At 51.6% G+C, this 25,258-nt stretch carries 27 protein-coding genes; 11 read left to right on the top strand and 16 right to left on the bottom strand.

The window, feature by feature from the left end:
• Positions 1-38 precede the first annotated feature (38 nt).
• The gene (locus K7G70_RS03120) at positions 39-2,360 is read right to left on the bottom strand and encodes a serine/threonine protein kinase (RefSeq protein WP_223787142.1); all 2,322 of its coding nucleotides are present in this window, start codon (positions 2,358-2,360) and stop codon (positions 39-41) included.
• 30 nt (positions 2,361-2,390) lie between these two features.
• The gene (locus K7G70_RS03115) at positions 2,391-2,963 is read right to left on the bottom strand and encodes an ECF-type sigma factor (RefSeq protein ID WP_223787141.1); all 573 of its coding nucleotides are present in this window, start codon (positions 2,961-2,963) and stop codon (positions 2,391-2,393) included.
• 153 nt (positions 2,964-3,116) lie between these two features.
• Between K7G70_RS03115 and K7G70_RS03110 the strand changes: the two genes are divergently transcribed.
• The gene (locus tag K7G70_RS03110) at positions 3,117-4,082 is read left to right on the top strand and encodes a carbon-nitrogen hydrolase family protein (protein ID WP_223787140.1); all 966 of its coding nucleotides are present in this window, start codon (positions 3,117-3,119) and stop codon (positions 4,080-4,082) included.
• Between the two features lie 56 nt (positions 4,083-4,138).
• On the opposite strand, the gene K7G70_RS03105 is transcribed toward K7G70_RS03110, so the two are convergent.
• The 6 genes from K7G70_RS03105 to pyk form a co-directional block, all read right to left on the bottom strand.
• On the bottom strand, positions 4,139-4,489 hold the full coding sequence (locus K7G70_RS03105) for a hypothetical protein (RefSeq protein WP_223787139.1): 351 nt from the start codon (positions 4,487-4,489) through the stop codon (positions 4,139-4,141).
• A gap of 6 nt (positions 4,490-4,495) precedes the next feature.
• Positions 4,496-4,684, bottom strand: a complete 189-nt coding sequence (locus K7G70_RS03100) for a hypothetical protein (protein WP_223787138.1) — start codon at positions 4,682-4,684, stop codon at positions 4,496-4,498.
• A 256-nt stretch (positions 4,685-4,940) separates the two neighbouring features.
• Positions 4,941-6,929, bottom strand: coding sequence for a transglutaminase TgpA family protein (locus K7G70_RS03095; protein WP_223787137.1), 1,989 nt, complete (start codon positions 6,927-6,929; stop codon positions 4,941-4,943).
• Positions 6,929-7,876 carry a DUF58 domain-containing protein gene (locus K7G70_RS03090; protein WP_223787136.1) on the bottom strand — a complete coding sequence of 316 codons (948 nt, stop codon included), beginning with the start codon at positions 7,874-7,876 and terminating at the stop codon, positions 6,929-6,931. Before K7G70_RS03090 ends, K7G70_RS03095 begins: the two co-directional genes overlap by 1 nt.
• Positions 7,857-8,813: an AAA family ATPase gene (locus K7G70_RS03085; RefSeq protein ID WP_223787135.1), complete on the bottom strand. Its 957-nt coding sequence runs from the start codon at positions 8,811-8,813 to the stop codon at positions 7,857-7,859. The genes K7G70_RS03090 and K7G70_RS03085 overlap by 20 nt, the downstream gene beginning before the upstream one ends.
• A gap of 235 nt (positions 8,814-9,048) precedes the next feature.
• Complete coding sequence (gene pyk, locus K7G70_RS03080) at positions 9,049-10,470, bottom strand: pyruvate kinase (RefSeq protein WP_223787134.1); 1,422 nt, start codon at positions 10,468-10,470, stop codon at positions 9,049-9,051.
• A 114-nt stretch (positions 10,471-10,584) separates the two neighbouring features.
• Here pyk and K7G70_RS03075 point away from each other — a divergent pair, with 114 nt between their 5' ends.
• Complete coding sequence (locus K7G70_RS03075) at positions 10,585-10,959, top strand: zinc ribbon domain-containing protein (RefSeq protein ID WP_223787133.1); 375 nt, start codon at positions 10,585-10,587, stop codon at positions 10,957-10,959.
• Here the strand turns inward: K7G70_RS03075 and sbcB are convergent.
• Genes sbcB through K7G70_RS03060 form a run of 3 tightly spaced genes read right to left on the bottom strand, consistent with a single transcriptional unit; the run spans position 10,945 to position 13,866 of the window.
• Positions 10,945-12,372 (bottom strand): exodeoxyribonuclease I, encoded by a 1,428-nt coding sequence (gene sbcB / locus K7G70_RS03070; RefSeq protein ID WP_223787132.1) that lies wholly within the window; start codon positions 12,370-12,372, stop codon positions 10,945-10,947. The genes K7G70_RS03075 and sbcB overlap by 15 nt on opposite strands.
• Complete coding sequence (locus tag K7G70_RS03065) at positions 12,369-13,223, bottom strand: DUF368 domain-containing protein (RefSeq protein ID WP_223787131.1); 855 nt, start codon at positions 13,221-13,223, stop codon at positions 12,369-12,371. The genes sbcB and K7G70_RS03065 overlap by 4 nt, the downstream gene beginning before the upstream one ends.
• A gap of 4 nt (positions 13,224-13,227) precedes the next feature.
• Positions 13,228-13,866, bottom strand: coding sequence for a deoxynucleoside kinase (locus tag K7G70_RS03060; RefSeq protein ID WP_223787130.1), 639 nt, complete (start codon positions 13,864-13,866; stop codon positions 13,228-13,230).
• A 61-nt stretch (positions 13,867-13,927) separates the two neighbouring features.
• Between K7G70_RS03060 and K7G70_RS03055 the strand changes: the two genes are divergently transcribed.
• On the top strand, positions 13,928-14,506 hold the full coding sequence (locus K7G70_RS03055; protein WP_223787129.1) for an SRPBCC family protein: 579 nt from the start codon (positions 13,928-13,930) through the stop codon (positions 14,504-14,506).
• A gap of 21 nt (positions 14,507-14,527) precedes the next feature.
• On the opposite strand, the gene K7G70_RS03050 is transcribed toward K7G70_RS03055, so the two are convergent.
• Together K7G70_RS03050 and K7G70_RS03045 are read right to left on the bottom strand one after the other, a co-directional pair.
• Positions 14,528-16,336, bottom strand: coding sequence for a M61 family metallopeptidase (locus tag K7G70_RS03050; protein WP_223787128.1), 1,809 nt, complete (start codon positions 16,334-16,336; stop codon positions 14,528-14,530).
• A gap of 70 nt (positions 16,337-16,406) precedes the next feature.
• A complete protein-coding gene (locus K7G70_RS03045) occupies positions 16,407-16,685 on the bottom strand; it encodes a hypothetical protein (RefSeq protein ID WP_223787127.1) in 279 nt (92 codons plus the stop codon).
• A gap of 270 nt (positions 16,686-16,955) precedes the next feature.
• Here K7G70_RS03045 and K7G70_RS03040 point away from each other — a divergent pair, with 270 nt between their 5' ends.
• Positions 16,956-17,573, top strand: a complete 618-nt coding sequence (locus tag K7G70_RS03040) for a 2OG-Fe(II) oxygenase (protein ID WP_223787126.1) — start codon at positions 16,956-16,958, stop codon at positions 17,571-17,573.
• Between the two features lie 15 nt (positions 17,574-17,588).
• Entirely contained in the window at positions 17,589-18,677 is a 1,089-nt protein-coding gene (locus tag K7G70_RS03035) for a helix-turn-helix transcriptional regulator (RefSeq protein ID WP_223787471.1), read from the top strand.
• Here K7G70_RS03035 and K7G70_RS03030 read toward each other — a convergent pair.
• The gene (locus tag K7G70_RS03030) at positions 18,646-19,257 is read right to left on the bottom strand and encodes a DUF2306 domain-containing protein (protein ID WP_223787125.1); all 612 of its coding nucleotides are present in this window, start codon (positions 19,255-19,257) and stop codon (positions 18,646-18,648) included. The genes K7G70_RS03035 and K7G70_RS03030 overlap by 32 nt on opposite strands.
• Before the next feature lie 146 nt (positions 19,258-19,403).
• On the opposite strand from K7G70_RS03030, the gene K7G70_RS03025 reads away from it, so the two are divergent.
• The gene (locus tag K7G70_RS03025; RefSeq protein WP_223787124.1) at positions 19,404-19,964 is read left to right on the top strand and encodes a hypothetical protein; all 561 of its coding nucleotides are present in this window, start codon (positions 19,404-19,406) and stop codon (positions 19,962-19,964) included.
• Here K7G70_RS03025 and K7G70_RS03020 read toward each other — a convergent pair.
• A complete protein-coding gene (locus tag K7G70_RS03020) occupies positions 19,946-20,923 on the bottom strand; it encodes a serine/threonine protein kinase (protein WP_223787123.1) in 978 nt (325 codons plus the stop codon). The two genes, K7G70_RS03025 and K7G70_RS03020, sit on opposite strands and share 19 nt — an antisense overlap.
• Positions 20,924-21,036: 113 nt before the next feature.
• Here K7G70_RS03020 and cls point away from each other — a divergent pair, with 113 nt between their 5' ends.
• Positions 21,037-22,500, top strand: coding sequence for a cardiolipin synthase (gene cls, locus K7G70_RS03015; RefSeq protein ID WP_223787122.1), 1,464 nt, complete (start codon positions 21,037-21,039; stop codon positions 22,498-22,500).
• Between the two features lie 14 nt (positions 22,501-22,514).
• On the top strand, positions 22,515-22,925 hold the full coding sequence (locus tag K7G70_RS03010) for an MAPEG family protein (RefSeq protein ID WP_223787121.1): 411 nt from the start codon (positions 22,515-22,517) through the stop codon (positions 22,923-22,925).
• A 70-nt stretch (positions 22,926-22,995) separates the two neighbouring features.
• Here K7G70_RS03010 and K7G70_RS03005 read toward each other — a convergent pair whose 3' ends face one another.
• On the bottom strand, positions 22,996-23,781 hold the full coding sequence (locus K7G70_RS03005; protein WP_223787120.1) for a delta-class carbonic anhydrase: 786 nt from the start codon (positions 23,779-23,781) through the stop codon (positions 22,996-22,998).
• Between the two features lie 158 nt (positions 23,782-23,939).
• Here K7G70_RS03005 and K7G70_RS03000 point away from each other — a divergent pair, with 158 nt between their 5' ends.
• The 3 genes from K7G70_RS03000 to K7G70_RS02990 are packed head-to-tail and all read left to right on the top strand — an operon-like array spanning position 23,940 to position 25,178.
• A complete protein-coding gene (locus K7G70_RS03000; RefSeq protein ID WP_223787119.1) occupies positions 23,940-24,380 on the top strand; it encodes a hemerythrin domain-containing protein in 441 nt (146 codons plus the stop codon).
• A 55-nt stretch (positions 24,381-24,435) separates the two neighbouring features.
• Positions 24,436-24,918 carry an MgtC/SapB family protein gene (locus tag K7G70_RS02995; protein WP_223787118.1) on the top strand — a complete coding sequence of 161 codons (483 nt, stop codon included), beginning with the start codon at positions 24,436-24,438 and terminating at the stop codon, positions 24,916-24,918.
• A 59-nt stretch (positions 24,919-24,977) separates the two neighbouring features.
• Positions 24,978-25,178, top strand: coding sequence for a DUF3185 family protein (locus K7G70_RS02990; protein WP_223787117.1), 201 nt, complete (start codon positions 24,978-24,980; stop codon positions 25,176-25,178).
• The last annotated feature ends 80 nt before the right edge of the window (positions 25,179-25,258 follow it).

Genomic DNA, 25,258 nt, shown 5'->3' with positions numbered 1-25,258 from the left:
CTGGATCTCGACTCAAAACTGGTCAAAAGAATTAAATTTTATCGGGTTAATTCCAGTAATTCATTGCGCCAAGTTTGAAATAAATCAAAGTTACATTGAGGGAATTCAAACTCAAGTTCAGCAGTGGTGATTGACCAAGGCATGGTCTGCTTGTTTATTTTGTATACATTGGATTGCCCCTGTTGATTGGATAGGGTGGTGGCACCGCAACAATAATCAACATTGATCCAGTCATTTTCACAGGCTTGGGAGTGGTAACCGATTTGTTTCACATTGTCACTGATGTCATGGTAATCAAAACTTTTGTGGATCACAGAAAATCCATCATACAGTTGGGTGCCAACTGCGGTCATGTTGTAAGGCCGAAATTCATCTTCATAGCGAAAAGTTTTTCCAGTGCCATCAGGGTTGGTCACAGCAACGAGGTTGTAATGCAGGTCATATTCAAACTGCCAAATGCGACCTTTCTCATCACTGATGAAGTCAACCACCATGGTTTTGTCATGTTGATAATGAAAGTTGATGGCATGGCCTGTATCAGCGAGGATGGATTTTATCCTCTTGTCATTTTGATAGCGGCCCACTGATTTATCAACTTCTGGGTATATGTGTTCCCATTCGATGGTCAGGTACTGATTGGATGTTGCTGTGCCAAGCAGCTCACCAAACCATCCATAATGTTCCTGCTCATTTTGTTGGTTGATTAAAGTCCACTGGTCATTTTGTTTTGTGATTTCGATGTCATAGCCTTTGGAATTGGTCCATTGGCTTTCAATTTTTTCAAAAGCAATGGCCTCACCATCGGGCCTGTCAGCCGTGATTAAATGAAAATCATCTCTGCTGGCATATCGGCGGACAGTTAATTGTCTTATGTAGCTGTGAGTCCAACCTTTTCCAACTTGATTCAATGGTATTAAGCCTCGGGTCTGTTGGGCACTTTTGGTGTTGTAATACAACACAAATTTGATCGGATTGTCCAATAAATCCAATTCATAGGCATAAAACATATTGCCATTGACGGCATTGATCATTTCATTAACCACTGTGGCCTGATTGCCATTATTTTTGGTGTCTGCATGACGCTCAACTGCAAAGCTATCCGCAATGTATTCAGCCCTTTTTTGTTCCAGTAACAAGTCATCTCGTTGCTGAACAATGGTGGCCAGTTGCGACTCGATGGCCTGGTTTTTGTTGATCAAGGTGTTGAAATAGAGCCAGGCAAAAAACAAAAATGCAGCCACAATTGACAGGTCTATCTTATGTCGTTGGATGTATTTTTGACTGCGGTACAAGGCACCGATTTTTCTGGCTGAGATTGGCGCCTTTTTTTGATACAGATGGAGGTCGTGGGTCAAGTCATCTACACTGCCGTAACGGTCATCGGGATCAAACGCCAATGCCTTTAAAGTGATGGCGTCTAAGTCGGCATTCACTTTGATTTTGGTGTGTGAGGCTGTTTTTGCCTTGCTGGGTGGGTCGATGATTTGATCTTGTAGCAGTTGATGAATCTCCAGTGGTTTTAATCCGTCCAGTGAATAAGGCAGTGTGCCACTTAACAGTTGATACAAGACCATGCCCAGTGAATACACGTCTGAAGTGACGTCGATGGGTTGGCCCAACAGTTGTTCAGGGCTGGCATAACCAGGGGTTAAGGCGCGCAACAAGGTTTGGGTGTGTTGGTTGTTTTGTTGCAAAATTTTGGCAATGCCAAAATCCAGTAATTTCACTTGCCCTTGTTTGGTCACCAAAATATTGTCTGGCTTGAGGTCTTGATGAATGATCAAGTTGCGGTGGGCATGTTTGACCGCTTCACACAGTTGCAGAAACAAATCCAGTTTGGAACGCAAATCTCTGGTTTCACTGAATGCTGTGATAGACAGTCCTTCAATGTACTCCATCACCACATAAGGTCTGCCATCAGGCAAAATGTCTGAATCTATGAATTGACTGATGTTGGGGTGACTCATTCGGGACAATATTTCACTTTCCCGTAAGAAGCGTCGTTGCGCAGCCGGATCTGTTAGTTGCAATATTTTCAAAGCCACCAAATGCTCAATGTGGTCTACATTGCGCTTGGCCAGGAACACTTGTCCCATACCGCCATGTCCTAAAGACTTGATGAGTATGTAGCGGTCATCAGGGAAAAACACCGCGCTTTTGATCACCGTGTCTGAGGCTTCTTGCACAACTTGTTCCGTGGCTTGCATGGATTCATGTTCAGTCTTAAGCATGCGAATGATTTGATCGAACATGGCCTGATCAGCACAATGTGCTTGTAGGAAATTCATGACTTGCGCTTCCGGTAACTCTGCTGCCTGATGAAACAGGCTTTTCAGTTGCTTATAGCGGTTCGAATCCATGTTGGTACTGTCCTCGTTACTCCATTGGCTTTAATTTTTAACATCGGCCAAACGGTCTTGCAACCATGTTTTGGCAAATCGCCATTCTCTGGATACATGACTGATGCTGCGGTTCAAGGTTTGTGCAGTTTCTTCGAGGTTCAAGCCGGCAAAAAATCGCAATTCGATGATTTTAACTGCCATCGGGTCAACTTTGTCTAAGGCCGTCAGTTGTTGATGCAAATGAAGAAAGTCCACGTCCAAGGTTGGGTCCTCATGGGGATGATCTGACCAGGTGATTTGTTTTAAATCGCCACCTCTTTTCAAAGTTGATTGCCTTGCTAAATAGTCGATCAAAATAAAGCGCACCATCCTGGCGGAAAGCGACAACAGATGTTGTTTGTTTTTGATGATCAGTTGTTTGCTCTGCTTCATTTCGAGGTACATCTCATTGACCAGTAAAGTTGTGTTCATGGCTTTAATGTTTAACTTGCGATGTTCTTTTTGCGTGATCCGACGCAATAGGGGGTATAGCAATTGAAACAAAGGTTGCTCAACCTCTTGATCGCCTGCTGTCCATTTTTGAATCATTGCGTTGATGTGTGTTGTGTCTGTTTGTTCCATGCTGGTTGTTCTGTTCTCCTTGTGCCAACGAAGGTGTTGTTATTGTGAACCACACAAGCCATTAATCCAAACTAAATCGGTCTTTGTGTTGGTGATTAATGAGTAACTGGTGATAATATCGATTTCCCATACAGTCTGAACAGGAGCCTTATCGTGTCGAATCAGTTAAAAGTAGGGTTGATACAAATCGCACCGGTCTGGTTGGACCGGGCAAAAACCACCGAAAAAATCATCGATTACCTGCAACAAGCCGGGGCTCAAGGGTGCCAGTTGGTGGCTTTGGGAGAAGGCTTGTTGCCGGGGTATCCATTTTGGATTGAATTGACCCATGGGGCGCGTTTCAATGCCCAGGACCAAAAAGAATTCCACGCCCACTATTGTCAGCAGGCGGTACAAATCGAGCGCGGTGATTTGGATGACATCTGCGCGGTGTTGCGCCATCACCAGATGGCTTGTTATTTGGGCATCATCGAGCGTCCTGTGGACAGAGGTGGGCACAGCTTGTATTGTTCGATTGTTTATATTGATGAACAGGGAGTCATCCAATCGGTACACCGCAAATTGCAACCCACTTATGAAGAGCGGTTGACCTGGTCGCCGGGCGATGGGCATGGCTTACAAACTCACCGCTTGGGTGCGTTCACCGTGGGTGGCTTGAACTGTTGGGAAAATTGGATGCCTTTGGCCCGCACCGCCTTGTATGCCCAAGGTGAAGATTTACACGTGGCCAATTGGCCGGGCAGCATCCGCAACACGCATGACATCACGCCGATGATGGCCAAAGAAGGTCGGTCCTTCGTGATCTCGGTCAGTGGTTTGATGCGGCCACAAGACTTTCCCAAACACAGCCCGCATTATGCGGCTTTGATGCAAGATTGTCCGGCTGATTTCTTGACCGATGGTGGATCTTGTTTGTGTGCGCCGGACGGTTCGTTTGTGATTGAGCCACAGGTGGGCGAAGAAGGCATTTACACCGCCACCATTGACCATGCGCGGGTGTTTGAAGAACGGCAGAATTTCGATCCGGTGGGCCATTATTCACGGCCCGATGTGTTGCAGCTGCAGGTCAATACCAGCCGCTTAAGCAACCTAAAAAAAGTATCAAGGCAAAAGGATTAAAACCAGGACAGTAAGGTGGGTGGGTGCCGCTCGATTGGGGCGCCCACCCCCTTAAATCAGAATGAAAAACGGAAGCCGACGCTGGCACCTGTTTCACCATCCAATGATTCCACACCGGCGGTGATGGCGTGGTTGTCTGTGACCTTAAACAACCCTTTCAGGCCCACATTGAAATAACCGTCGCTGGCTTTGTCCACATGGGTGTAACCCACTTGGGTGATCAACTCAAAGTGTTCATTGAAAGCGGTGCGGGTGCCAAAATCTGCCCCATAAGTGGTGCTGTCTCTGAAGCGGCTGTCAAGATGACCCACTTCCAGTTGGGCATAAAAGTCGGTACTGTCTGACAGACCATTGTGCCATCCTCCGAAGATGCCGTAGCGGTCGAGGTCAGCACCGTTGGCGCCCAAGTTATTTTATGAGCCGCCCAGATAGAAGTGCTCGTTCAAATCAAACGCCCCTTCCAGGTACAGGCCATCGGCATGTTCATTGCCGGACAGGTCCAAGTAGCCATACCCCAGCTCTAAGTAATTGTAATTGATGTCTTCATTGGCTTGGGCGATGACTTGAGTGGCCAACAAGGCCGTCAGTAACCATTTTCTCATTTCTTTTTACTCCATAAATTGAAGGGCCTGTGGACAGACCTCAGATAAAGAAACCGGATCAAAACCCGGTTTTGATTTAAGGCGGTTTGCATGCAACCGCGGTGGCGATTATAGGAATCCAAAAATGAACATCAGATGAATCAATTGTTATTGAATGGCTGTCTTTTTGGGGCATCGCCAGCGGCCCATAAATTAACCCGTCTTCTGTTAATGCAGGCTTAATTCAACGTTAAAGTTTTGCTTTTTTGGGACTGGCTCAAGGGGCTTTGCTGGCCTGCAGGATGGGCTTAATTTGGTTCAAGGTTTTTTGCAAGTGTTGCAACAGCTGTTGTTTTTTGGGTGCTTGTTTGCTGTATCGGGCTTGTAGGTATAAGGCCAAAAAGTGTTGCATGCGCGGTTCACTTTCCGGATATGTTTTGATGATCTCTGCGGTCAAGTGTTCGATGCCTTTGCGGTGTTGATCGTACAGGGCCGGGTTGTGTTTGATGGTGCGCACCAGTTGCAGATACAAACGCTGCAAAGTGTGGTGTCGTTGGCGTTTCAGCCACCACATCGGAATCAAAGTCAACAAGGCAGTGAACAGCAAAATGGCCATCATCAACAAGGCCAGGGTTTTGCCGTCGCGGTATTCAAAGCCAATGGCCTTGAACAAGGCTTCTTGTTTGCTGACATTGAAATCACGCACCCATTGGTTCCATTGGTAGCGGTATTTGTCCAGGGATTCCTTGGTATCCCGCAGCCATTCAAAATCAATCCAATGGCGTTTCTCGGTCATGATGTTTTGCGAACCGGATTCGACCCGTTCGGGTGCCACCATGGAGGTGGGATCGATGCGCATCCAATAACCAGATCCTTGTGCCGGTTCAATGTAGACTTCTGACCAGGCGTGGGCATCGGACTGTTTGACCAACAGGTACTCACCGTTGTCGATGCCACCTTGGTAGCCGGTGACCACGCGAGCAGGGATTCCGGCCATGCGCATCATGATGGTGAAAGTTGAGGCGTAGTGTTCACAAAAGCCTCGGCGACTCTCGAACAAGAACTCATCAATCACTTCACCTTCCAGTGGGGGCGGGGTGAATGAATAATAAAAGTCTTCTTGATTGAATTTTTGTAAGGCGCGATTGACCACCGCCAAAGGATTCGGGTCTTCCGCTTGCCATTGACGAATTAATGCCAAGGTGCGTTGATTCTGGTTGGCTGGATAGGTCAGTAACAGGCGCCGGTTGTGGTCGCTGAGGTCCTGATAAAAGCGTTCCAGCAGCACCGATTTCAGCTCATAGTGGCGCAGTTGATTGATGGTGGTCATTGAATACAGAGTTGAATCCGGTAACAAAAACCCCTTACCCGCTGAATCGGTCACATAATCCAAACTGAACATGTAGTTTTGCCCGGTGTTTTCCTGTTCAATTTGATAAGCAATGGTTTCGGCATCGCCGTATTGCCGCATGGTCTGGCGCAGTGAATTGTGCTTTTGGCGACTCCAGGTGCGGCCATCGAAATGCCACAACACCGGGCCGCGCCAATACAACTGGGCATTGGGTGGCACCACGCCATCATCAAAGGTCACCCGGAAAGCTGGTGAGTCATCCATGAACAACTCAATGATCGATCCCGGACTCATGGTGTCGCTGATGCCGGTTTTGCCTTCCCCAAAAAAGTCTGGCGAGCCCCAGATCGGTGACCCCAAACGGGGAAACACCAGGAAAAACAAGATGGCAAATGGGACCGCCAATGACAAGGAGGCGGCAGTGGATTTAATTTGTTGGCGGTCAAACCAGCGCGCCGACTTTTCATAGTTCAGCACCGACAAGGCATGGGTGGTGATGAATGCCGAGCCCAGCAGGTAAAAAATCAACAACAAATCCTGCGAATACAAAAAACGCGTCATGGTCACGAAATAACACAGCATGACCACCAACAAGGCGTCGCGCATGGTGTATGTTTCCAACAACTTCAACACCGCCATAGAGATCAAAATGGTGACACTGATTTCCCTGGATAGGGTCAGGCCTTGGCTGAAAATGATCAACACCAAGACCAGCAGAGCCAGGAACATCAACAGGGTGTTCCAAGCTTTCTTGATGTGGTTGATTTGGGCATAAAAGCGATAGCTGATAACCATCAACGCCATGGGTAAGAACCAAATGGGCAAACGATACAGTTGTGGCAACACCGCCAAGACCACCGCAAAAGTGATCCAAAACAACTGTTTCATGCTCAATTGCGATTGGATTCTGGCCATCAGCTGGCCCCTCCGGATTGATACAAAGCCAAGGCTTTGAGACAACGGTGCAGGTGTTTTTCACCGACCGACATGCCCGAGTCAAAACCCGGCAACAACACTTGGTATTCGGCTTGCTGGAGTTCAGCGGCCAACACCCAAGCGGTGATGCGCGACAGTTTGAGTTCGGTGTTTGACAGGTTCATCTGGGCATAATCAAAACTCAAATACTGACCTTGGGTTTGTTTGAACTCTTTGACCCAAGTTTGTTCCGTTTGGGCTGATTTTTTCCAGGCAATGTCGCGGATGGGATCGCCATGTCGATAAGGTCTGATGCTGCTGATTTCTTCACCTTTGACCCAGGTGGTTTGTTCGCCTTCTCGACCGCCATGGTGGGGGAAAGGTGGGCAGGGGTCTTCTGGTTTGGGGTAGACCAACACCGCATCTTGTGGGGTGCAGTACACCCAACAAGTGAACAAACCCAAAGGGAAGCGGGTCATCAGCTTGATGCGGTCCACGGCCTGCCAACCGCGGTGCAGACTGGGCATTAAAGTGGTCAATTGTGAACTTTGCTCGGTGATGTTGGTGGTGTCATCAGTGAGGTCATTCTCGGTGCGTATTTGCCATTTTTTGTCATCGGCACTGACTTGTAAAAACAAAGTGATGGCATCACCCAAAAACACCGGATCGGCTTTGACTTGCTCCAAACGCAAGTTTCTGAGGTTGAAAAAAGTTTTGTGCAGCACCACTTGGGCCAGGCCAAACAACAAAAACACCAGCATCAAACTCATGTTGTTGTTGAAGTTGAGGCCTGCCAACATCATCAAAAACCAAATGGAGGCAAAAAACAGTCCGGGTTTGCTGGGCAGCACGTAGATGCGCCGCCAATCAAACACCACCGGCAGCCGCTCTTTACCCCGGCGGTTAAAAAATCGTTGCAGGCGGTCTTTAAATAACCGGGGTGTCATCGAGGATGTTATGAATCAGCTCGGCAGCCAGCCGCCCATCGTGGGTGACCAATCGGTGGCGGCACACGGGGAAAAAGGCTTGTTGCAAATCGGCTGGGGTGATGAAGTCACGGCGGTCCATGAAGGCAAAACTTTGTGCCAGACGAAACAAAGACAATCCGGCCCGCGGCGACAAGCCCTGGTGGATTTCACTGTGGTTGCGGGTTTTGTGAATCAACAATTGCAAATAATCCAGCACTTCATCACTGGCATGGACTTGCCGGCATTGTTCGCGCCATTGCAACAATTGGGTTGGTGAGCTCAAGGCTGCGATGGGCTCATCAAAGCGGCTGAGGTAGTCGGCCGAATACAGTTGGCGTTCGTTGTTTTGATCGGGGTAACCCAAAGACAGGCTGACCAAAAAGCGATCCAGTTGCGATTGTGGCAGGGCATAGGTGCCGGCCTCATCTATGGGGTTTTGGGTGGCCATCACAAAAAACACCGGATCCAAGCGGTGGGTTTGGCCGTCCATGCTGACTTGACTTTCAGCCATGGCCTCCAACAACGCACTTTGGGTTTTGGGCGTGGCCCGATTCAATTCATCGGCCAGCAAAAACTGGGTGAAAATGGGCCCTTTGTGGTAGCTGAATGTCTGGCTTTTGGCGTCATAAATGCTGACCCCCAAGACGTCACTGGGCATCATGTCTGAGGTCAGTTGAATGCGCTTGAAGTCCATGCCAAATACTTGCGAGACGGCGGTGGCCAAAGTGGTTTTGCCCAGTCCGGGCAAATCTTCCAACAACACATGACCGCCGGCGATCAAGGAAGCAATGACGGTTTTGATGGCCCCTTCTTTGTCCAGTATTTTTTGGCCGACTGCGGCAATGATCGATTCCAAAGTGTGTGCTTCATGCTGGGTGGCGACCTGCGAGGCCGGCTGAACTGGTTTGTTTGGCATGCGTGAACTCAAGTTTGCTGACAGTGAATGACGAACTTCATCGTTAAGTATATAGTACCATTGAAATGAGTCATATTCTTGTGAAAGTTGGTTATGGACAAAGCACTGTGGCAACAAGCCAAATCCTTGTTTGATCAGCTGCAGAGACAGCCTCAAAATATGGTTTGAGGATGTGATTTCCTTTGGATTGAATTGCCCAACCCTACGAAATCAACTGTGTTTGACTGTCAAATACTCAATCCAAGGTTTCCACCCGGATCAGGTTGGTGGTGCCAGAATGACCAAACGGCACCCCAGCGGTGATCACGAATTGATCGCCGGCTTGGGCCATGTTTTGTTGTTTGATGACCTGGTTGGCAATCTCCACCATTTCATCGGTGCTGGTGGCGTCGTTGTTCAACACCGGATTGATGCCCCAGGACACCGTCAGCTGGTTGCATGATTTGAATGACGGTGAGATGGCAATCACATCGGTGTGGATGCGGTTGCGGGCGACCCGCAGGGCGGTGGCACCGGAACTGGAGAAACAACACATCACTTCGGCCGCCAAGGTGGTGGCGATGTGACAGGCGGCAAAGGACACCGCATCGGGGGTGTTCTTCTCGGCTTTGAATTTGCGGTCGCGCATGCGTTTGCGGTAGTCGTTGTCGGCTTCCACCGTCATGGCGATGCGGTCCATGGTTTGCACCGCTTTGATCGGGTGTTTGCCGGTGGCCGTCTCGGCCGACAGCATCACCGCATCGGTGCCATCAAAGATGGCGTTGGCCACGTCATTGGCCTCGGCACGGGTGGGAATGGGGTTTTCTGTCATGGTTTCCAGCATCTGGGTGGCGGTGATCACCGGCTTGCCTTTTTCCCGGGCTTTGCGAATCAGGCGTTTTTGCAGCATCGGTACTTTTTCAGGGGACAATTCCACGCCCAAATCACCCCGGGCCACCATGATGCCATCGGCGGTGCGCAAGATTTCTTTGTAATTGCGGATGGCGCCGGGTTTTTCAATTTTGGCCATCAGTTTGGCCGATGATTGATTCTTTTCCAGGTGTTGACGAGCCAACAACAGGTCTTCTTGGCTGCGCACAAAACTCAAGGCCACCCAATCCACATCCAGTTGTGCGCCGGTGGCGATGTCGGCGATGTCTTTGTCAGTCACCGCCGCGATGCTCAAATCGGCGTCTGGCACATTGATGCCTTTGTTGTTGCTCAACAGACCACCTCGGCTGACGCGGGTGTGGATCACCCGATCCTTGATCGCTTGCACCTGTAAAATCAGGCGGCCGTCATCCAACAGCAGGTCATGACCGACTGCCACGTCGGCATGTAAGTCGGCATAACTGATGCCCACCCCGGATTGGTCGCCCGGGTGGTTGGGGTCCGGGTGCAACAAAAAGGCCTCGCCTTCCTGCAGATCAATCGGCCCATCGGCAAAAGTGCCGACCCGGATTTTGGGTCCTTGCAGGTCTTGTAAAATGCCCACCAACACGCCCAACTCGGCGGCCACGGTGCGGATGTTGTCCACATGGCGTTGGTGATCGGCGGCGGTGCCGTGGGAAAAGTTCAGGCGAAAGACATTGACCCCGGCGCGGATCAAAGCCTCAATTTGCGCCGGCGATTGGCTGGCAGGACCCAAGGTGGCGACGATTTTGGTTTTTCTTTTCATGCGGTAAAGACACCCAAGAATAATGTTGATTGACACCGGGTATGATAGACTTTTTTGCTGAAATATTCATGTCAGAATGGTTATAATGATTCATTTAACCCACGATCAAACACCATGGCTCTAGTCAAATGTCCCGCCTGTCGCAACCGCATGTCCTCCCTGGCCAAAGTGTGCCCAGCTTGTGGTTTCAGTTTTGACAAAGAGGCCACCATCGACCCGGAACAAGTCAAGCTGTTCCAAAAACGGCAGTTCAGACAACGCATGTATCAATTGCGGATGTTTTCCTATGTGGCCATGACCATCGCCATGATTGGCGCCATTCCCATGTTGTGGGATTACATCAAAGGGGTGGAAAACGCCCAGCCGATTGAGTTGATGAGTCATTGGGGCGTGTTTGCCGTGGCCCTGGGTTTCTTGATGTATCTGGGCATCCGCGCCGGCATGATTTGGGTGCGCCGCAATTACCGGGCGAGTCTACCCAAAGAATAACGCCCCCTGTGCCATCACAAACTGTTCCACTTGATCCAACAGTTGTTGGTCTTTGGCCTCTGGGTGTTGTTCCCGCAGGTTTTGCAGGTGTTCAAACCACAATTGGAAATCTTCGCCAAAGCGTTGACTCAGGCGTTGGTGCACATCGGCTTGCCAGGCGCTGGTTTGCTCAGGGGTCAGGCTTTCGGGGAAATTGCGGGCTTTGAAGCGTTGGATCAAAGTGGCGGCGCGGTGGTCTTCGAAGTCATCGGCTTGCCAGGGTATTTGTTCCACCGGCAGCTGCCGGATGGAGCCCAAGCGGGCGCGTTCTTTGAAGCTGAAAAAGCCGGCATATATCATTTCATCGACGTCGTCGCTGGTGCCCTCAAAGGGCTGATCAAAGACCGCGGCCACCTTCTTTTCGATGCCTGGCATGGGTTTGATCTGGGCCAAGTGTTGCTGACAACGGGCATAATCCAAACCGATGCGCTCCAGATCCACGCCCTTGAGCACCGACAGTGGGGCGACAAACGGGGCTTTGTTCAAATGAATGGTTTTCAATGGCACCCGCTCGACCCCATCGGGCAGATCAGCCACGGGGGTGTACAAACGGTCCTGAATGTCTGACACAGACAGGTCCAACAAATCGCTTGGGTCATGGTGCAGGTCAAAACAGATGATGCCATTTTTGTTGGTGGGGTGCATGGCCAAAGGCATCATCACCGCCAAACAGCCCCGTTCGGCGGGGATTTTGTTGGACACATGCACCACCGGTTGCAGCAATTGCCAATTGAGCAGACTGCGCACGTGGTCTTTGTTGCGTTGTTTCAGGCCATAGTCAAACAAGCGCGGTTGTTGTTGACGAATCAAGCGGGCCAATTGGATGGTGGCCTCAACATCAGATAAGGCATCATGGGCACTTTGGTGACTCAAGCCATTGGCGGCGGCCAGGTCTTCCAATTTAAAACTGGGTTTACCCGGTTCATGCATGGGCCATTCGATGCCCTCAGGCCGCAAGGCGTAGGTGGCCCGTACCAGATCAATCAAGTCCCACCGAGAATTGCCATTCATGTATTCCCGTTGGTACGGGTCCATCAAGTTACGGTAGAACAATGAACGCACGCATTCGTCGTCAAAGCGGATGCTGTTGTAGCCCACCCCACAGGTGTCCGGTTCACTCAGGATGCCGTGCACCCGGTCGGCAAAGGCGTGTTCGGGCAAGCCATGTTCCTGGCAATGTTGGGGGGTGATTCCGGTGACCAAACAACTGCCGGGATCGGGCAGGTAGTCAGGAGTCGGTTGGCAATAAAACATGTCGGCATCGCCGATGGGATTCAAATCTTCATCGGTGCGGATGCCGGCAAATTGGGCGATGCGGTCATAGCGGGGGTTGATGCCAAAAGTTTCCAGGTCATACCAGTAAAAGGTGTTCATCGGCGGCGGTCCAATTGAAACAGGGTCCAAACAAAGGCACTGGCCAAGGCCATCAACATCAAAGCCGGCAGCCAGTTCGGCTCTGGGTGTGCGGTGGGTAATATGTTATGGCTGTCTGCTTTCCAAGGCCAAACCCGGAACAAGGTACCCAACATCAAACCGGCCAAGGCGTACAAAGTGGCCAGGTGGTAACGGGCCAACAGCCACCGCAGCAAGCGGGAAAACAACATCAGCCCGATGGCGCAGCCGGCGGCAAACAGGGCCAGGATCAGCCAATCACGCTGTTCCACCGCGGCCAAAATGGTTTCATAAAAACCCAACAGGATCAATATCAGTGAACCTGAAATGCCTGGCAAAATCATCGCGCTGACGGCAATCATGCCGGCCAACAGCACCCCCACATGGCCGGCTGGAATCAGCGCCAGGCTTTGCGTGCTGAGTACATAGCCCAAGGCCGCTCCGCCCAATAAAAACAGCCAATGAATGGGGTTTTTCGAACGGTGCTGGTGCAACAGCAACAGGGCCGATGCCACGATCAAACCAAAGAAAAAAGACCAGGTCAGCAGCGGCTGGTTGAGCAACAGGGATTTGATCAAACTGGCGAACAAAAATACCGCGGTCAACAGGCCACTGAACAAAGACAGCAAAAACCAGCCGTCGATTTGTTGCCAGGTGGCTTTGATCTGGCCTTTGAAAACCTGTTGAGCCGCCTTGATATTGATCGCGGCGATGGCCCCAATCAGGCGCTCATAAATGCCGGTGATTAAAGCCATGGTGCCGCCGGAAACCCCGGGTACCAGGTCGGCGATGCCCATCAGCATGCCTTTGAGGAAAATGAATATGTAAGTCATGTTGTTATTGGTTTCTGGCCAAGTCTTGGGGCAGCAACGCTTCGATGCTTTGCATCAATTCAATTTGATCAATCAGGTCGTTGACGTAATCCAGTCGATCGGTTTCGATCACCAACAAGCGGCTTTTGTCGTAGTTGGCGATCCAGTTTTGATACAGGGATTCTAACCGTTTCAAGTAGCTTAAGGGCATGTCTTGTTCCATTTTTCGACCCCGCAGCTTGATTCGCTTGCGGGTGGTGCGCATCGAGCACTGCAAATAAATCATCAAATCCGGTGGCTTGATCGCGCGTTGGATGCTGCGGTAAAAATTGTAGTACGTGTCCCAGTCACGTTGGTTGATTTTGCGCATTTGGTGCAAGGCGGTGGCGAAGATTTCAACGTCTTCGAACAGGGTGCGGTCCTGAATCACCACCCCCGGCGTTTGTTCCAGTTGTTGGTGGATCTTGAACTTTGAACTCAAAAAATACAATTGTGAATGAAAGGCCCAGCGCTTCATGTCGCGGTAAAAATCATCCAGGTAGGGGTTGTTGTCGTTGGGTTCGTAAAACGGGGTGATGTGGTAGGTGCTGGTCAAGAACTCCACCAAGGAAGTTTTGCCGGCGCCGATGTTGCCGGCGATGCCGATGATTTTTTGTTCGCCCATGGCGGTATTGTAGGCGCAAAACAGGTTAAGATGAATGGTGATGCCCGGCATTTTTAACACAATGGTGCTTTTCGGTTGCGTGCTGGCTTGGACGGTGGCGGCCGAACCAGCTTGGCAAAAAAAAATTGATCAGGACGACATCCGCATCTGGCAACGACACCAACACCCGCAATTCAAACAGTGGCACACCCGAGGCGTCGTGCTGGTACCTGGCGACCGAGAAGTGGTGTTGGATTTACTCAGACAAACCGAACATTTTCCCAGCTGGGTTCATGGCTGTGAAGCGGCCGAAAACTTGGCCGGTGGTTTGATACACATGGTGTTCGAAGGGCCCTTGTGGTTCAAAGACCGCGATGTGGTGTTCAGCCACCGCACCACTGAATTGACCGCCCCACCTGGCTGGTTGATTGAGGTGGTGAACCAGCCCCATCAGCACCCCGGCAAACAACAGTTGCGCATGCAAAACATGGCCGCCTCCTGGCAGTTGCGGCAAATCAGCCCGGACCAGGTGCAGGTGGTGTATGAACTGTATATGGATCCGGAAATTGGCTTCAAATCCGGCGTCAATAAATATAACCGGGATGCGATGTTCTTGACCCTCAAACAGATGCGCGAGCGCCTGACAGACCCGAACCGTTGAGCCCAACTTGTGGGCAATCACTCAATCGGCCAAGTCGGCCAATTCATGCCCCGTCCAAGCCTTGAAGTGGGCCCGCTGTTGGCGACTGGGCCGGTCCACGGCTTGGATGCTGAATGGGGGGTGGGGCGCCTGGATCGGCCGGATTGATTGGTGTTGCAAGCGACCGGCGGTGAAGTAATGGATCTCATGTGGCTGCTCGGTTTGCAGGTGGGCCAGGTGTTGTTCCAGATTGGCACTGGTGACTTGGATGCCATTGATGGACAACAACGTGTCACCAGCGGTCAAGCCAGCCTGCCAGGCTGGGCTGTCACGATCCACAGTTTTGATTCGTGGTTGGTCATGGCTGGTGTCAAAAGTCGCCCCCAACCAGGCCCCTTGGCTTGCCTGGTCTTCCTCATCAACCAGACGTTGTAAGCCATAAAACGCCAGCAATGCGTCAAAGTCGATGGCTTCGGTGCCTTCAATGAAGCGTTGCCAGTGGGCCGACATGTCGGTCCCAGTGATGTCTTGCAACAAGCCCAACACGTCGTTTTTGTCATAGCCTTGGTCGATGTTGCGGTGTTGTTGGTAGAGTCTTTTTTGCAACTCATCCATGCCGTATGTATTGTCAGTCAAGCGGCGGATTTCATGGTCCAGGTGCCAAGCCGCCATGGCCCCTTCCAAGTAAATGCTGACCGATGCATTGTGGTTGTGTTGGCCGTCTTCTTTCAGCCAGGTGTCGAAACTGGTGGCCGCCACCGATTCCAAAGATCGGCCTGGGTTGTTCAAATGCTTGTGCACGTCCTCGGCCAATTTTTTCAGGTACTCTTTGGGTTCACTGATGCCGGCACGCAACAACAACAAATCGTCGTAGTAGCTGGTGATGCCTTCGGCCATCCAAAACAGATCGGAGTAATTTTCTTGCGAGTAATCATACGGAGCAATGCCCGCTGGGCGGTAGGCTTTGACGTTCCAGGTGTGGACGAATTCATGCGCTGTGGTGGCCAACACCCGCAGGTATTTGTCCCGCGGCTGAAAGTTGAACCGGTCTTGTTGGATGATGGTCGAGTTCACATGTTCGGTGGCCCCCCTGAGACCATCACCCACGTGATACATGTAGACATAACGTTGGTAAGGAAAGTCACCCCAAAGGGCGGCGCCGGCATGGTGCAGGCGGGTCACTTGCTGTTGTAAATCATCGATGTCGTGGTTGCCTTCACCCCAAATGACGATTTCATAGTTTTGTTCACCGACGGTGAAGGCTTTGAATTGGTGGTGGCCACTCTCGATCGGGGAATCCACCAGCTGATCATAATTGTGGGCATAAAAGGTGTGGGCATCGCCGTGTGTTGCCATGCCGCTGCGGCTGACCCAGCCGTCGGGGACATGCATTTGCACGGTCAAAGGTTGGTCCCGCAAACTTGGGGCGAACATGAACACCCCGCTGGCATCCAAAAAGGCGTGGGTGTCATCGATGTGGGCCACCCGGTGCCGCAGCATGTTGGCATAGACCTGGTACTTGATGGTCACGGCGCCTGGGTGCTTGAGCCACAGTTTCCAGCTGTTTTTGTCGGTTTTGTCCCACTCGATGGCTTGGCCGTGGGCATCCTCGGCAGTCAATTGGCTGATGTGTTTACTCAGATTCAAAATTTCGTAACGGCCCGAACGCCAGACCGGTAATTGCACCAGCAGGGTTTTGGTGCCCACCTGCGGGAAGGTGATTTGTACCTGCCCCAAATGCTGTCGGGCATCGGTGACGGTGAATTGGTAGTTGATGGGTGTTGCTGTGGAGGATGCTGTTGCGTGGCTGCCAAAAGTCAGCAGCCCGATGATCAGCCAAATTGTTTTCATGTGCATGGGCCTCGGTCAAATAGATGATCAATTGTACTCAATACCAGGTGAAACACTGACTCACCCAGGATCAACGCCGGTAATGGATGCGCGGATCCATATAATCTTTGGCTTCAAACGAGGCAATGTCAGCGGTGTTGATCTCCAGCTTGAGGATGCCCCCCTGGTTGTCGGTGGTCAGGAAAGTCAAAATTTCTTGCCCGGCATGGGTGTTGATGTCCACTGGCAGCACCCGATCATACAATGCCTGTTCACCCCCATCCAGGTGGCAAATGATGTTCAGGCGTCGACGTTGTATGATGGCGGCTTCCAGCAAGTCCTGGGCGCCACAACTGAGGGGTGGTTTCATGGCCCAATTTTAGCACAAAGCCACCTTAGGGCCTGTTAACACCCACTGAAATACCACTGTTTAAGCTGCAAATGCCACACCCTGCGTTGCTCTCCGCTCGATTGGAGTGACCACACCTCACGACGGATGCCTTGATGGCTGAAAAATACGATCCAGCAGTCGCCTTTCAGTGGGTGTTAACAGGCCCCAGACTGGGCCTGTGACAAAGGGCTGCACATGGGGCTGTAAAATTCGGCTAAAATTGGACTTCTTGTGATCATCTGTTGCCGCATGCCAGAACCCACTCACAACATCGAGGCCATTTGTGCCGGCATCAGCCAACACGGCTATGTGGTGTTGGAAAACGCTTTCGACCAGGCGTTTATGCAACCCATCGCCGCTGGCTTTGCGGCCCTGCCTGATGAGGCCTTCAAACCCGCGGGAATGGGTCGGCAGCACAGCCAGCACCACGATCACAGCATCCGCGGTGATCAGCTGGTCTGGGTGCATGAGCAAACCAATGGTTTGGCCCAATATTTTGCCTGGTGTGAACAATTGCGCTTGGCTTTGAATCGGCACTTTTACTTGGGCTTATTCGAATACGAGGCCATGTTTGCCCGCTATCCTGCAGGCACGCGTTACCAAAAGCACCTGGACGCTTTTCGCCAGGGCGGACAAGCAGTGAACAACCGCCGCATCAGCACCTTGCTTTACCTGAATGAACAATGGCCGGCCACCGCCGGTGGTGAGCTGCAATTGTATCGGCCCGATGCCGCAGCTCCTTGTGCCACGGTGTTGCCTGAATGGGGCACTTTGGTGGTGTTTCTCAGTGAAGATTTTCCGCATGAAGTGTTGCCCAGTACCCAAGCCAGGCGCAGCCTGACCGGTTGGTTCCGCACCAAAGCCTGACATGAAGCCGCTGTGATGCCATGGTTGTCGCACCTGTTTGCCATTGGCGCGGCCCAGGCCCTGGTCTTGGCTTTTGCCTTGTGGCGCAAATCAGCCAATGGTCCCAGCAACCGCGTGCTGGCGGTGTGGATGTTGTTGTTGATGTTGGATTTGGCCATGCGGGTGGTGCAATTTCACGACCCACTGACCCCCTGGTTACCGCTGCATACCTTGGTGCAGTTCTTTCCGTTTTTACATGGCAGTTTCTTTTATTTGTATGTCAGGACCTTGTGCCGGCAACAAGCCATTCGTTGGACCGATGGGGTTCACCTGCTGGGGTTCCTGTACATGGCTGGGGTCAACATCCCCTGGATTCTGGACCCATGGCGCCAAGGCCCGCGCGGCTTTGCCTATTTTGAACTCACCTTGTTCACCTACAGCGTCAGTTATGTGCTGGCCGGCTTGTGGGTGATTCGGAATTATCGCCGGCGCCTGGCCCAACAACTGGCCAACACCGAAGGCTTGGATTTGTTGTGGTTGACGGTGATGGCCTATTTTCAAGTGGTCATTTGGTTGATCGCGGTGCTGCAGTGGTTGGCGCCTTGGACCGGTTTGAATGTGGCGATGATTTATTTGGCGGTGGCCACTTGGATCAGTGTCATGGGCTATTTGGCCCTGGCCCAGCGACACCTCAGTGAGTGGTTGCCGATCGAACCACCTTCGGATGAAACGGCGGATGCCAAGCTTGAGTCAGACCCCAGGGTCCCTGCGGTCACCGCCAAATTGGCCGAATTGATGCAACAACAGCAGTTGTATCTGGAACCGGGGTTGAGCATCGCACAAGTGGCCAAGAAATCCGGCTATCCCATCTATTTGGTTTCACAAGTGATCAACCAAACCCAGCAACAGACCTTTCGGGAGTACATCAACCACCACCGCATCCAGACGGCCCAACAGATGATGCGCGATCCCAATAATGCCATGAACATCCTGGAGATTGCTTATGCCTGTGGCTTCACCGCCAAATCCACCTTCAACAGCGCCTTCAAGCAACAGTTGCACATGACCCCCAGTCAATTCAAGTCAAAGCTGGCTACCAAGCCGCCGGCCGCCGGCGCCGAATGAGCCATTCACAAACCGCCAGGTTCAAGGTCCAACAGAGCCAGGCCGTGGGTACGTAAACGGTCAAAAACGGCCACTGCATGACCCCCAAACCCAGGCCCAGAAACAGGCGCAAAGTGATGCCGGCACAGGTCAGGGCCATGCTGCGGTACATCCACTGCTGATGCGCCAACACCTGGCCTTTGAGGATCGACACATAGGCCATACCAGTGCAGTACAACCACAACACCGCCAAACTGAAAAAGCCCAACTGAGCCACCCAGCCGCCATCGGCCTGCAACGCCATCAACAAGCCGGCTATCCCACCAAGCAACACCGCCACCACATACAACAAGCCCAGCAAACGATGCATGCGCACCGCCCGCTGGCGCAGCCAAGAGCTGAGTTGCCATGGCACCAACAACAGGGCCAAACCCGAGGCATAAAAGTGCATGGGCACCACCCAGCCACTGCTGGCCATTTTCATTTTGAAGTCGTTGTTGGGGTTGACCGGACCCAACAAATAAGCAAAAGCATAATAAGTCACGCCCAAACACAACAGCAGCAGGATCAGCCACATCAGGGATTTCAACATCATTCGCATCAACAGTTCCTGTTCTCAAAACCATGAGGATGCGCGGAAATGGGTCTGGAATCGTCTGATTCGGCCGAACCGAACGTTTTTTGGGCTGCGTGTCATGAATTGATGGGATTTTTCGAATTACTGCCATAAACACCAGGAGTGAAAGCATGAAACTGATGAGGTATGTGGGGCTGATGTGGCTGGGTCTGATGACGCCGGCCAGCGCCCAAAATTTATTGGCCAACGGCACATTTGACACCGACGTGAGCGGCTGGTTCGCCTTCACCACCATCACCCATGCCAGTGATGAAGGGGCGCCGATTTCCGGTCAGGGCAGTCTGCTCAACACCGGGGTGTTCAACAACAACAGCAGTTTTCCCGCCATCTCCGATCCCTTTGTGGTGACGCCTGGTCATTGGTACCTGACTGGGGCCAGTTACAAAGTTCCAGCGGCCAGCCCTGTGCCTTGGGCCTGGTATCAGATCTTTTGGTATGACGCCGGTGAGCTTGAAGTGGGCCGGTCAGACATGGTCTCAGGGGTGTTCGGCGCCCCCAAAGATCAGTGGCATGACATGGCTGGTTTGAGTCAAGCCCCGGCCAATGCCGCCACCGGTGAATTGCGGATTTATTTGCAAACCGCAGAAACGGGCAATCCAGATGTGCCTTTTGGCTTGTGGGATGACGTCTTCGTGTTGCCGGACACGGTGTTTTACAGCAACTTTGATTGATTTTGCAGGGCGGCCAATTGGTGGTTCAGGTCTTGCAGGTGTTGGTGCCAATAACTGGGGGTGTCAAACCAAGGAAAAGCCGGTGGGAACGCCGGATCATCCCAGCGACGGGCCAGCCAGGCGGTGTGATGAATCAAGCGCAAAGTGCGCAGCGATTCGATCATGGGTAACTCATGGAATGGGAAATCACGAAATTCTTGATAAGCGGCGATGATGGTGTCCAATTGCGCTTGCTGCTCATCGGGCTCGCCGGATAACAACATCCATATGTCTTGGATGGCCGGCGCTTGGCGGGCGTCATCAAAGTCGACCAGGTGCGGCACCTCATCACGCAGCAAGATGTTGCCTACATGCAAATCACCATGCACCCGAATGGTTTGGGCGCCACTCAAGGCGGTTTCGATCAGTGGCAGGATCTGCGTGGCCAATTGTTGGTAGGTTTTTTGATGTTCCATGGGAATGAACTGGTCTGCCACAAATTGCATGCAGTCATGGCCAAAAGTCTGGGCATTCAATGGCGGGCGGTGGGCGAAGGGTTCGACTGCACCAATCCGGTGTAAGCGAGCCAGGGTCCGGCCCATGATGGCCAGGTGTTGTGGCTGGTCCAGTTCCAGCGCATGGCCACCTTGTTGCCGGAACAGGCTGAAGCAGAAACCGGCGTGGGTATACAGGCTGCTGCCTTGCGCATCTTGCATGGGCGTGACCACTGGGATGTCGTGGCGTTTGATTGCCTGACAAAAGTCATGCTCTTCTTGGATCTGTGCTTGGCTCCAGCGCTGGGGGCGATAAAACTTGGCGATCACCGGAGGTTGATCCTGAATGCCGATTTGATACACCCGATTTTCATAACTGTTCAGGGCATTGACCCGGCCATCCACCGCCAAGCCCCGGTTTTGGATGGCGTCCAAGATCAATTCTGGGTTCAGGTCGTCAAACGGGTGTGGGTCGGTAGCTGGCATGGGCGCATTGTAACAAATACCGAGCGACTTGCACTGGCTATTGTCACCAAGCCATCAGGGCCATTGTGGTAACCTATCCACAACCCAACCATTAACCCGACACACAAACAACCATGAATTTCAGTTGGCTGACCCTGACCTATTATGCCTATTGGCTGCTGTTGATATACGTCACCTTACAAATCATCCATCAATACACCATTTCCTCGCGGGCGTCGGCCTGGCTGTTCACCGTCTACGTGTTTCCGGTGGTGGGTTTGGTGCTGTATTTCATTTTTGGGGTGAAGCGCCGCAAACGCAAAATGTATGCCGTGAAGCTGACCGAGAACCAAAAGTTTTTGGAAGCCTATCAAGCCCGTTTCAGCGCCGAATCCTTGCGGGTCATGCAACAACACCAGCAGCAGCTGAAGCAGTTTCATGGCCTGACCCAGATGATCTACCACGACGGTTGCAGTCGGTTGACGGTCAAAAACAAACTGACTTTGCTGCAAAATGGTGAGGAAAAATTCCCGCAGCTGTTTCAGGACATTGAGCGAGCCGAACGCACCATTCATCTGGAGTACTACATTTTCAAAGCCGACGACATTGGCAGTGAATTGATTCAACGGCTGATCAAGAAAGCCAAGTCAGGGGTCCAGGTGCGGTTCATCTATGACGATTACGGCAGTTTGAGTTTGCCCGGACAGGTGCTCAAACGCATGCGGGCCGCCGGCATCGAAGCCCATCCTTTTGCGGAAATCAAATGGTTTGCTTTCACCGAGCGCTTGAATTACCGCAACCACCGCAAAATCGTGGTGATCGATGGCTGTGTGGCTTATGTGGGTGGCATCAACGTCGGTGATGAATACAACAACACCGGTGGCATTGATCCTCTATACTGGCGAGACACCCATTTGCGGATTGAGGGCCAAGGAGCGGCCTATTTACAGAACATCTTTTTGAATGATTGGAACTTTTGTGCCGGACAAAACCTGGAAATCGAAGACGAGCTGTTGCCCAAAGGCATTGAAAATTTATCCGAAGACGAATACACCATGATGCAGGTGGTGGCCAGTGGCCCGGATTCACCCCAACCATCGATTCTGTTTTCGATCTTGCACGCCATCCACACTGCTGAACGGACCATCTTGATCACCACCCCTTATTTCATTCCCAACCCGGCACTGATCAAAGCCCTGAAAATGGCGGTGTTGCGTGGTGTTGCGGTGAGGGTTTTGGTGCCCAACCACTCGGACAGCAAAGTGGTCAACGCCGCGGCCCAGTCTTTTTATTATGAATTGATGCTGGTTGGGGTGTCGGTGTATAAGTACACCAAAGGCTTCTTGCATGCCAAAACCATGGTGGTGGATGATTTCTTGAGTGTTTTGGGTACCGCCAATTTTGATGAACGCAGTTTTGAATTGAACTTCGAAGTGAATGTGATGATCTATGACGAGGCGATGGCGACCAAGTTGAGCGACACCTTTGAACATGATCTGGATGGGGCCAAACAGCTCAGTGTCGATGCCTGGGAACAGCGCTCGGTGGTCAAGGTGTTCATCGAAAAACTGGCCCGTTTGATTTCACCCATATTGTGATCTAGGAGATGTTGATGTCTGAAATTTTATTGAGTTACCCGACAGCTGTGCTGGTCTTGGGTATGACGGCTGCTTTGTCATTGTTTCAATTGCTGTTGTTCGATGCCATGGCCATCAAACTCAAGCACCCACCGGGCTATCCGATTGAAAGCAGTCATAAAAACCTGTTATTCCGTTTATCACGGGCCCATGCCAACACCAATGAAACCATGGGGGTGATGATCCTGCTGTTTTTGTTCGCGGTGCTCAGTGCCGCCGATCCGCTGTGGGTCAACCGCTTGATGCTGGCTTATTTGGTTACCCGGGTGTTGCACATGGTTTGTTACTACCTGGCTTGGTCCACCGCCCGCGCCGTCATGTTCAGCTTGAGCATCGTCAGCCTGCTGGGGTTGTTGGTGGTTGGCATGCTGGCTTATTTTTCTTGATTGCTTGCACCCAAAAAAAAGGGCCTGAAAAATCAGGCCCAAGTTTCTTGGGGGTTAAAAAGAAAAGAAATTAAGGGGTGATTTCCGACAACAAGGCTGGATTGGTCACCAATTCACGCACGCCATGGGCTTTGTTTTCATCAAATGGGTTGTTTTCACACCATTGGCTCAGGCTGTTGATGTCCAACTTGGCGCATTGTGGGCGCACACTCCAGGTGACTTGCAATGGTGAACAGGTTTGCTCGGTGAATGAAGGTCCGGTGGTGGACCCGGCGAACACCACCGGCGTGCCGGTGTTGTTGGGGATGTTTTTGGCTTGGTGGTAATCATCACTTTGCAAAGCGCCGGCATATCGCAGTTCATCAAAGCTCAAGGCATTGGGGTCATTAACCAAAGTGAACACCTGGGTTTCTACGCGCAAAGTGGGGTTGGCACAGGCGTCTGACAAGCAAGAACCCAAACCAGGGCCGGGAGCGACGTCACACGAAGTGTGGACCCAATGCATTTCGATGGTATCACCGGGTGCCACGCCCTGACACATGTTTTTCTCGGGCGCTTTCAATTCGGCTTTGGTCAGGTTTTGGCTGATGGCACATTGATAGCCGTTGGCTTGACCGTCATCGGTTTTGGCCAAAATGGCAAAGTCTTTGGCCTTGTGTTCGGCGTTGACATGAAAATGGATGTTGCACAAGTTCATGTTCTGGTAATCATCGGCCAAGGCAAAAATGCGGTCATTGGTGCCCAGGTGACTGTCAATGTCACGTGGTGTCTGAGGACCAAAGCCCTGACAGACTTCGGCAGCGGAGGCCGTGGTGGTGGCGATGGTCATGGCAGAAATAAGGAATAACTTTTTCATGTCTCTCTTCGAATTGCTGATAGGAATAATTATCATATTCAAACCAGGTCAACAGAATGTGAGCGCCCAGCTCCGGGCCTTTCACTTCTTTTTCACGTCAGATTGATGGCGGCTTGTTTAGGATTGAGGGCCAATTAACATGAACAACAGGAGTATCCATGAAAGTCTATCAATCCATCGAACATGATCATCACATCCAGCGGAAACTGGCCGATCAGATGGTCCAAACCTCGGGTGATTCGCGCGAGCGGCGTCAGGCCTTTACCGCCCTCAAACAAGAATTGGCGGCCCACGCCGATGCCGAAGAGCGGTATTTCTATGTGCCATTGATCAAGCTGGACAGTACACAAAAAGCGGCCCGGCACGGCATTGCTGAACACCAGGAAATCGATGAATTGGTGGCGACACTGGATGACACTGAATACGATTCTCCCGCATGGTTGCATCATGCCAAGAAACTGGCTGACAAGGTGAAACACCATTTGGCGGAAGAGGAAAAAGACTGTTTTCCGGTGGCCAAAGATCAACTCAGTGATGACCGCGCCAAACAATTGGGGCATGAATATCTGGCGGCCATGCAACAAGCCAGAACAGAATGAGACGCCTGACTGCGTATCACAGCCTCACCAACACTGAATCAGAGACAAACCACCCATGACTGAAGCCACTGCATTCGACCTCAATGACTACATCAATGTGTCATTGATCCTCAAACATTTTGGCTTGATCTTGGTGGCCATGGTGCTGACTTTGCCCATCGCTTACAACCGCGAAAAAAAATCTCAAGGCGCGGGCATGCGCACCTATCCACTGGTTGCCGTGGCCACCTGTTCTTGCACCTTGCTGGCCTTGGAAGTGTTGGGTGGCGCTGAAGGCATGGGTAAATTCATGGCCGGGATTGTCACCGGCATCGGTTTCATCGGTGGTGGTGCCATTTTGAAAGTCAAAGACGACTCGAAGGTCACGGGTTTGGCCAATGCTGCCAGCATCTGGAACACCGGCGCCATCGGCATGGCGGTGGCTTGGCAGCGGTTTGAGATTGCCATCTTAATAGCCACCTTGAATTTCTTGATTCTGCGGGTGGGATTCGAAGCCAAAAAGGCGGTTTGCGAAGACGAAGAAGATTTAAACCGTTGATGACCCTGCGTCATCAACTTGTTCCATTACTACATCAATCACTTTTTACAGGAGGAACCATGAAAACCAACAAACTGTTAGGACTGATCTTATTAATTGCCGGTGCCATTCTGGCCTATTTTGGCTTGAATGCCACGGAGGCACCTTTGGAAGCCGTGACCGAAGCCGTGACCGGCCGCTACAGCGACCAAACGATGTGGTATTTGATTGGCGGAGGGGTGTCAGCGGTTCTGGGTTTGGTGTTGTTGTTGAAAAAGTAACCCACCACCATTTGCCCTAATTGGCATGCCAACAAAAAAGGCCGGTCTTGTTGACCGGCCTTTTTGATCCCATCCATGAA

Origin of the sequence: Marinicella meishanensis, from assembly GCF_019931145.1 — a bacterium.
Classification (GTDB): Bacteria; Pseudomonadota; Gammaproteobacteria; order Xanthomonadales; family Marinicellaceae; genus Marinicella; species Marinicella meishanensis.
Note: the sequence above shows the minus strand (reverse complement) of the source record. Positions and strands in the feature narration are given on the sequence as shown.

Bases quoted from the DNA above. Each gene is read 5' to 3' on its own strand.
- K7G70_RS03010 (WP_223787121.1), top strand. From the start codon at position 22,515: ATGTCTGAAATTTTATTGAGTTACCCGACAGCTGTGCTGGTCTTGGGT.
- K7G70_RS03090 (WP_223787136.1), bottom strand. From the start codon at position 7,876: ATGACACCCCGGTTATTTAAAGACCGCCTGCAACGATTTTTTAACCGC.
- K7G70_RS03065 (WP_223787131.1), bottom strand. From the start codon at position 13,223: ATGACTTACATATTCATTTTCCTCAAAGGCATGCTGATGGGCATCGCC.
- K7G70_RS03060 (WP_223787130.1), bottom strand. From the start codon at position 13,866: ATGGGCGAACAAAAAATCATCGGCATCGCCGGCAACATCGGCGCCGGC.
- cls (WP_223787122.1), top strand. From the start codon at position 21,037: ATGAATTTCAGTTGGCTGACCCTGACCTATTATGCCTATTGGCTGCTG.
- K7G70_RS03120 (WP_223787142.1), bottom strand. From the start codon at position 2,360: ATGGATTCGAACCGCTATAAGCAACTGAAAAGCCTGTTTCATCAGGCA.
- pyk (WP_223787134.1), bottom strand. From the start codon at position 10,470: ATGAAAAGAAAAACCAAAATCGTCGCCACCTTGGGTCCTGCCAGCCAA.
- K7G70_RS03050 (WP_223787128.1), bottom strand. From the start codon at position 16,336: ATGAAAACAATTTGGCTGATCATCGGGCTGCTGACTTTTGGCAGCCAC.
- K7G70_RS03055 (WP_223787129.1), top strand. From the start codon at position 13,928: ATGGTGCTTTTCGGTTGCGTGCTGGCTTGGACGGTGGCGGCCGAACCA.
- sbcB (WP_223787132.1), bottom strand. From the start codon at position 12,372: ATGAACACCTTTTACTGGTATGACCTGGAAACTTTTGGCATCAACCCC.
- K7G70_RS03115 (WP_223787141.1), bottom strand. From the start codon at position 2,963: ATGGAACAAACAGACACAACACACATCAACGCAATGATTCAAAAATGG.
- K7G70_RS03020 (WP_223787123.1), bottom strand. From the start codon at position 20,923: ATGCCAGCTACCGACCCACACCCGTTTGACGACCTGAACCCAGAATTG.
- K7G70_RS03075 (WP_223787133.1), top strand. From the start codon at position 10,585: ATGGCTCTAGTCAAATGTCCCGCCTGTCGCAACCGCATGTCCTCCCTG.
- K7G70_RS03035 (WP_223787471.1), top strand. From the start codon at position 17,589: ATGCCATGGTTGTCGCACCTGTTTGCCATTGGCGCGGCCCAGGCCCTG.
- K7G70_RS03095 (WP_223787137.1), bottom strand. From the start codon at position 6,929: ATGGCCAGAATCCAATCGCAATTGAGCATGAAACAGTTGTTTTGGATC.
- K7G70_RS03045 (WP_223787127.1), bottom strand. From the start codon at position 16,685: ATGAAACCACCCCTCAGTTGTGGCGCCCAGGACTTGCTGGAAGCCGCC.
- K7G70_RS03100 (WP_223787138.1), bottom strand. From the start codon at position 4,684: ATGAGAAAATGGTTACTGACGGCCTTGTTGGCCACTCAAGTCATCGCC.
- K7G70_RS03000 (WP_223787119.1), top strand. From the start codon at position 23,940: ATGAAAGTCTATCAATCCATCGAACATGATCATCACATCCAGCGGAAA.
- K7G70_RS03005 (WP_223787120.1), bottom strand. From the start codon at position 23,781: ATGAAAAAGTTATTCCTTATTTCTGCCATGACCATCGCCACCACCACG.
- K7G70_RS02995 (WP_223787118.1), top strand. From the start codon at position 24,436: ATGACTGAAGCCACTGCATTCGACCTCAATGACTACATCAATGTGTCA.
- K7G70_RS03030 (WP_223787125.1), bottom strand. From the start codon at position 19,257: ATGCGAATGATGTTGAAATCCCTGATGTGGCTGATCCTGCTGCTGTTG.
- K7G70_RS03085 (WP_223787135.1), bottom strand. From the start codon at position 8,813: ATGCCAAACAAACCAGTTCAGCCGGCCTCGCAGGTCGCCACCCAGCAT.
- K7G70_RS03025 (WP_223787124.1), top strand. From the start codon at position 19,404: ATGAAACTGATGAGGTATGTGGGGCTGATGTGGCTGGGTCTGATGACG.
- K7G70_RS03040 (WP_223787126.1), top strand. From the start codon at position 16,956: ATGCCAGAACCCACTCACAACATCGAGGCCATTTGTGCCGGCATCAGC.
- K7G70_RS02990 (WP_223787117.1), top strand. From the start codon at position 24,978: ATGAAAACCAACAAACTGTTAGGACTGATCTTATTAATTGCCGGTGCC.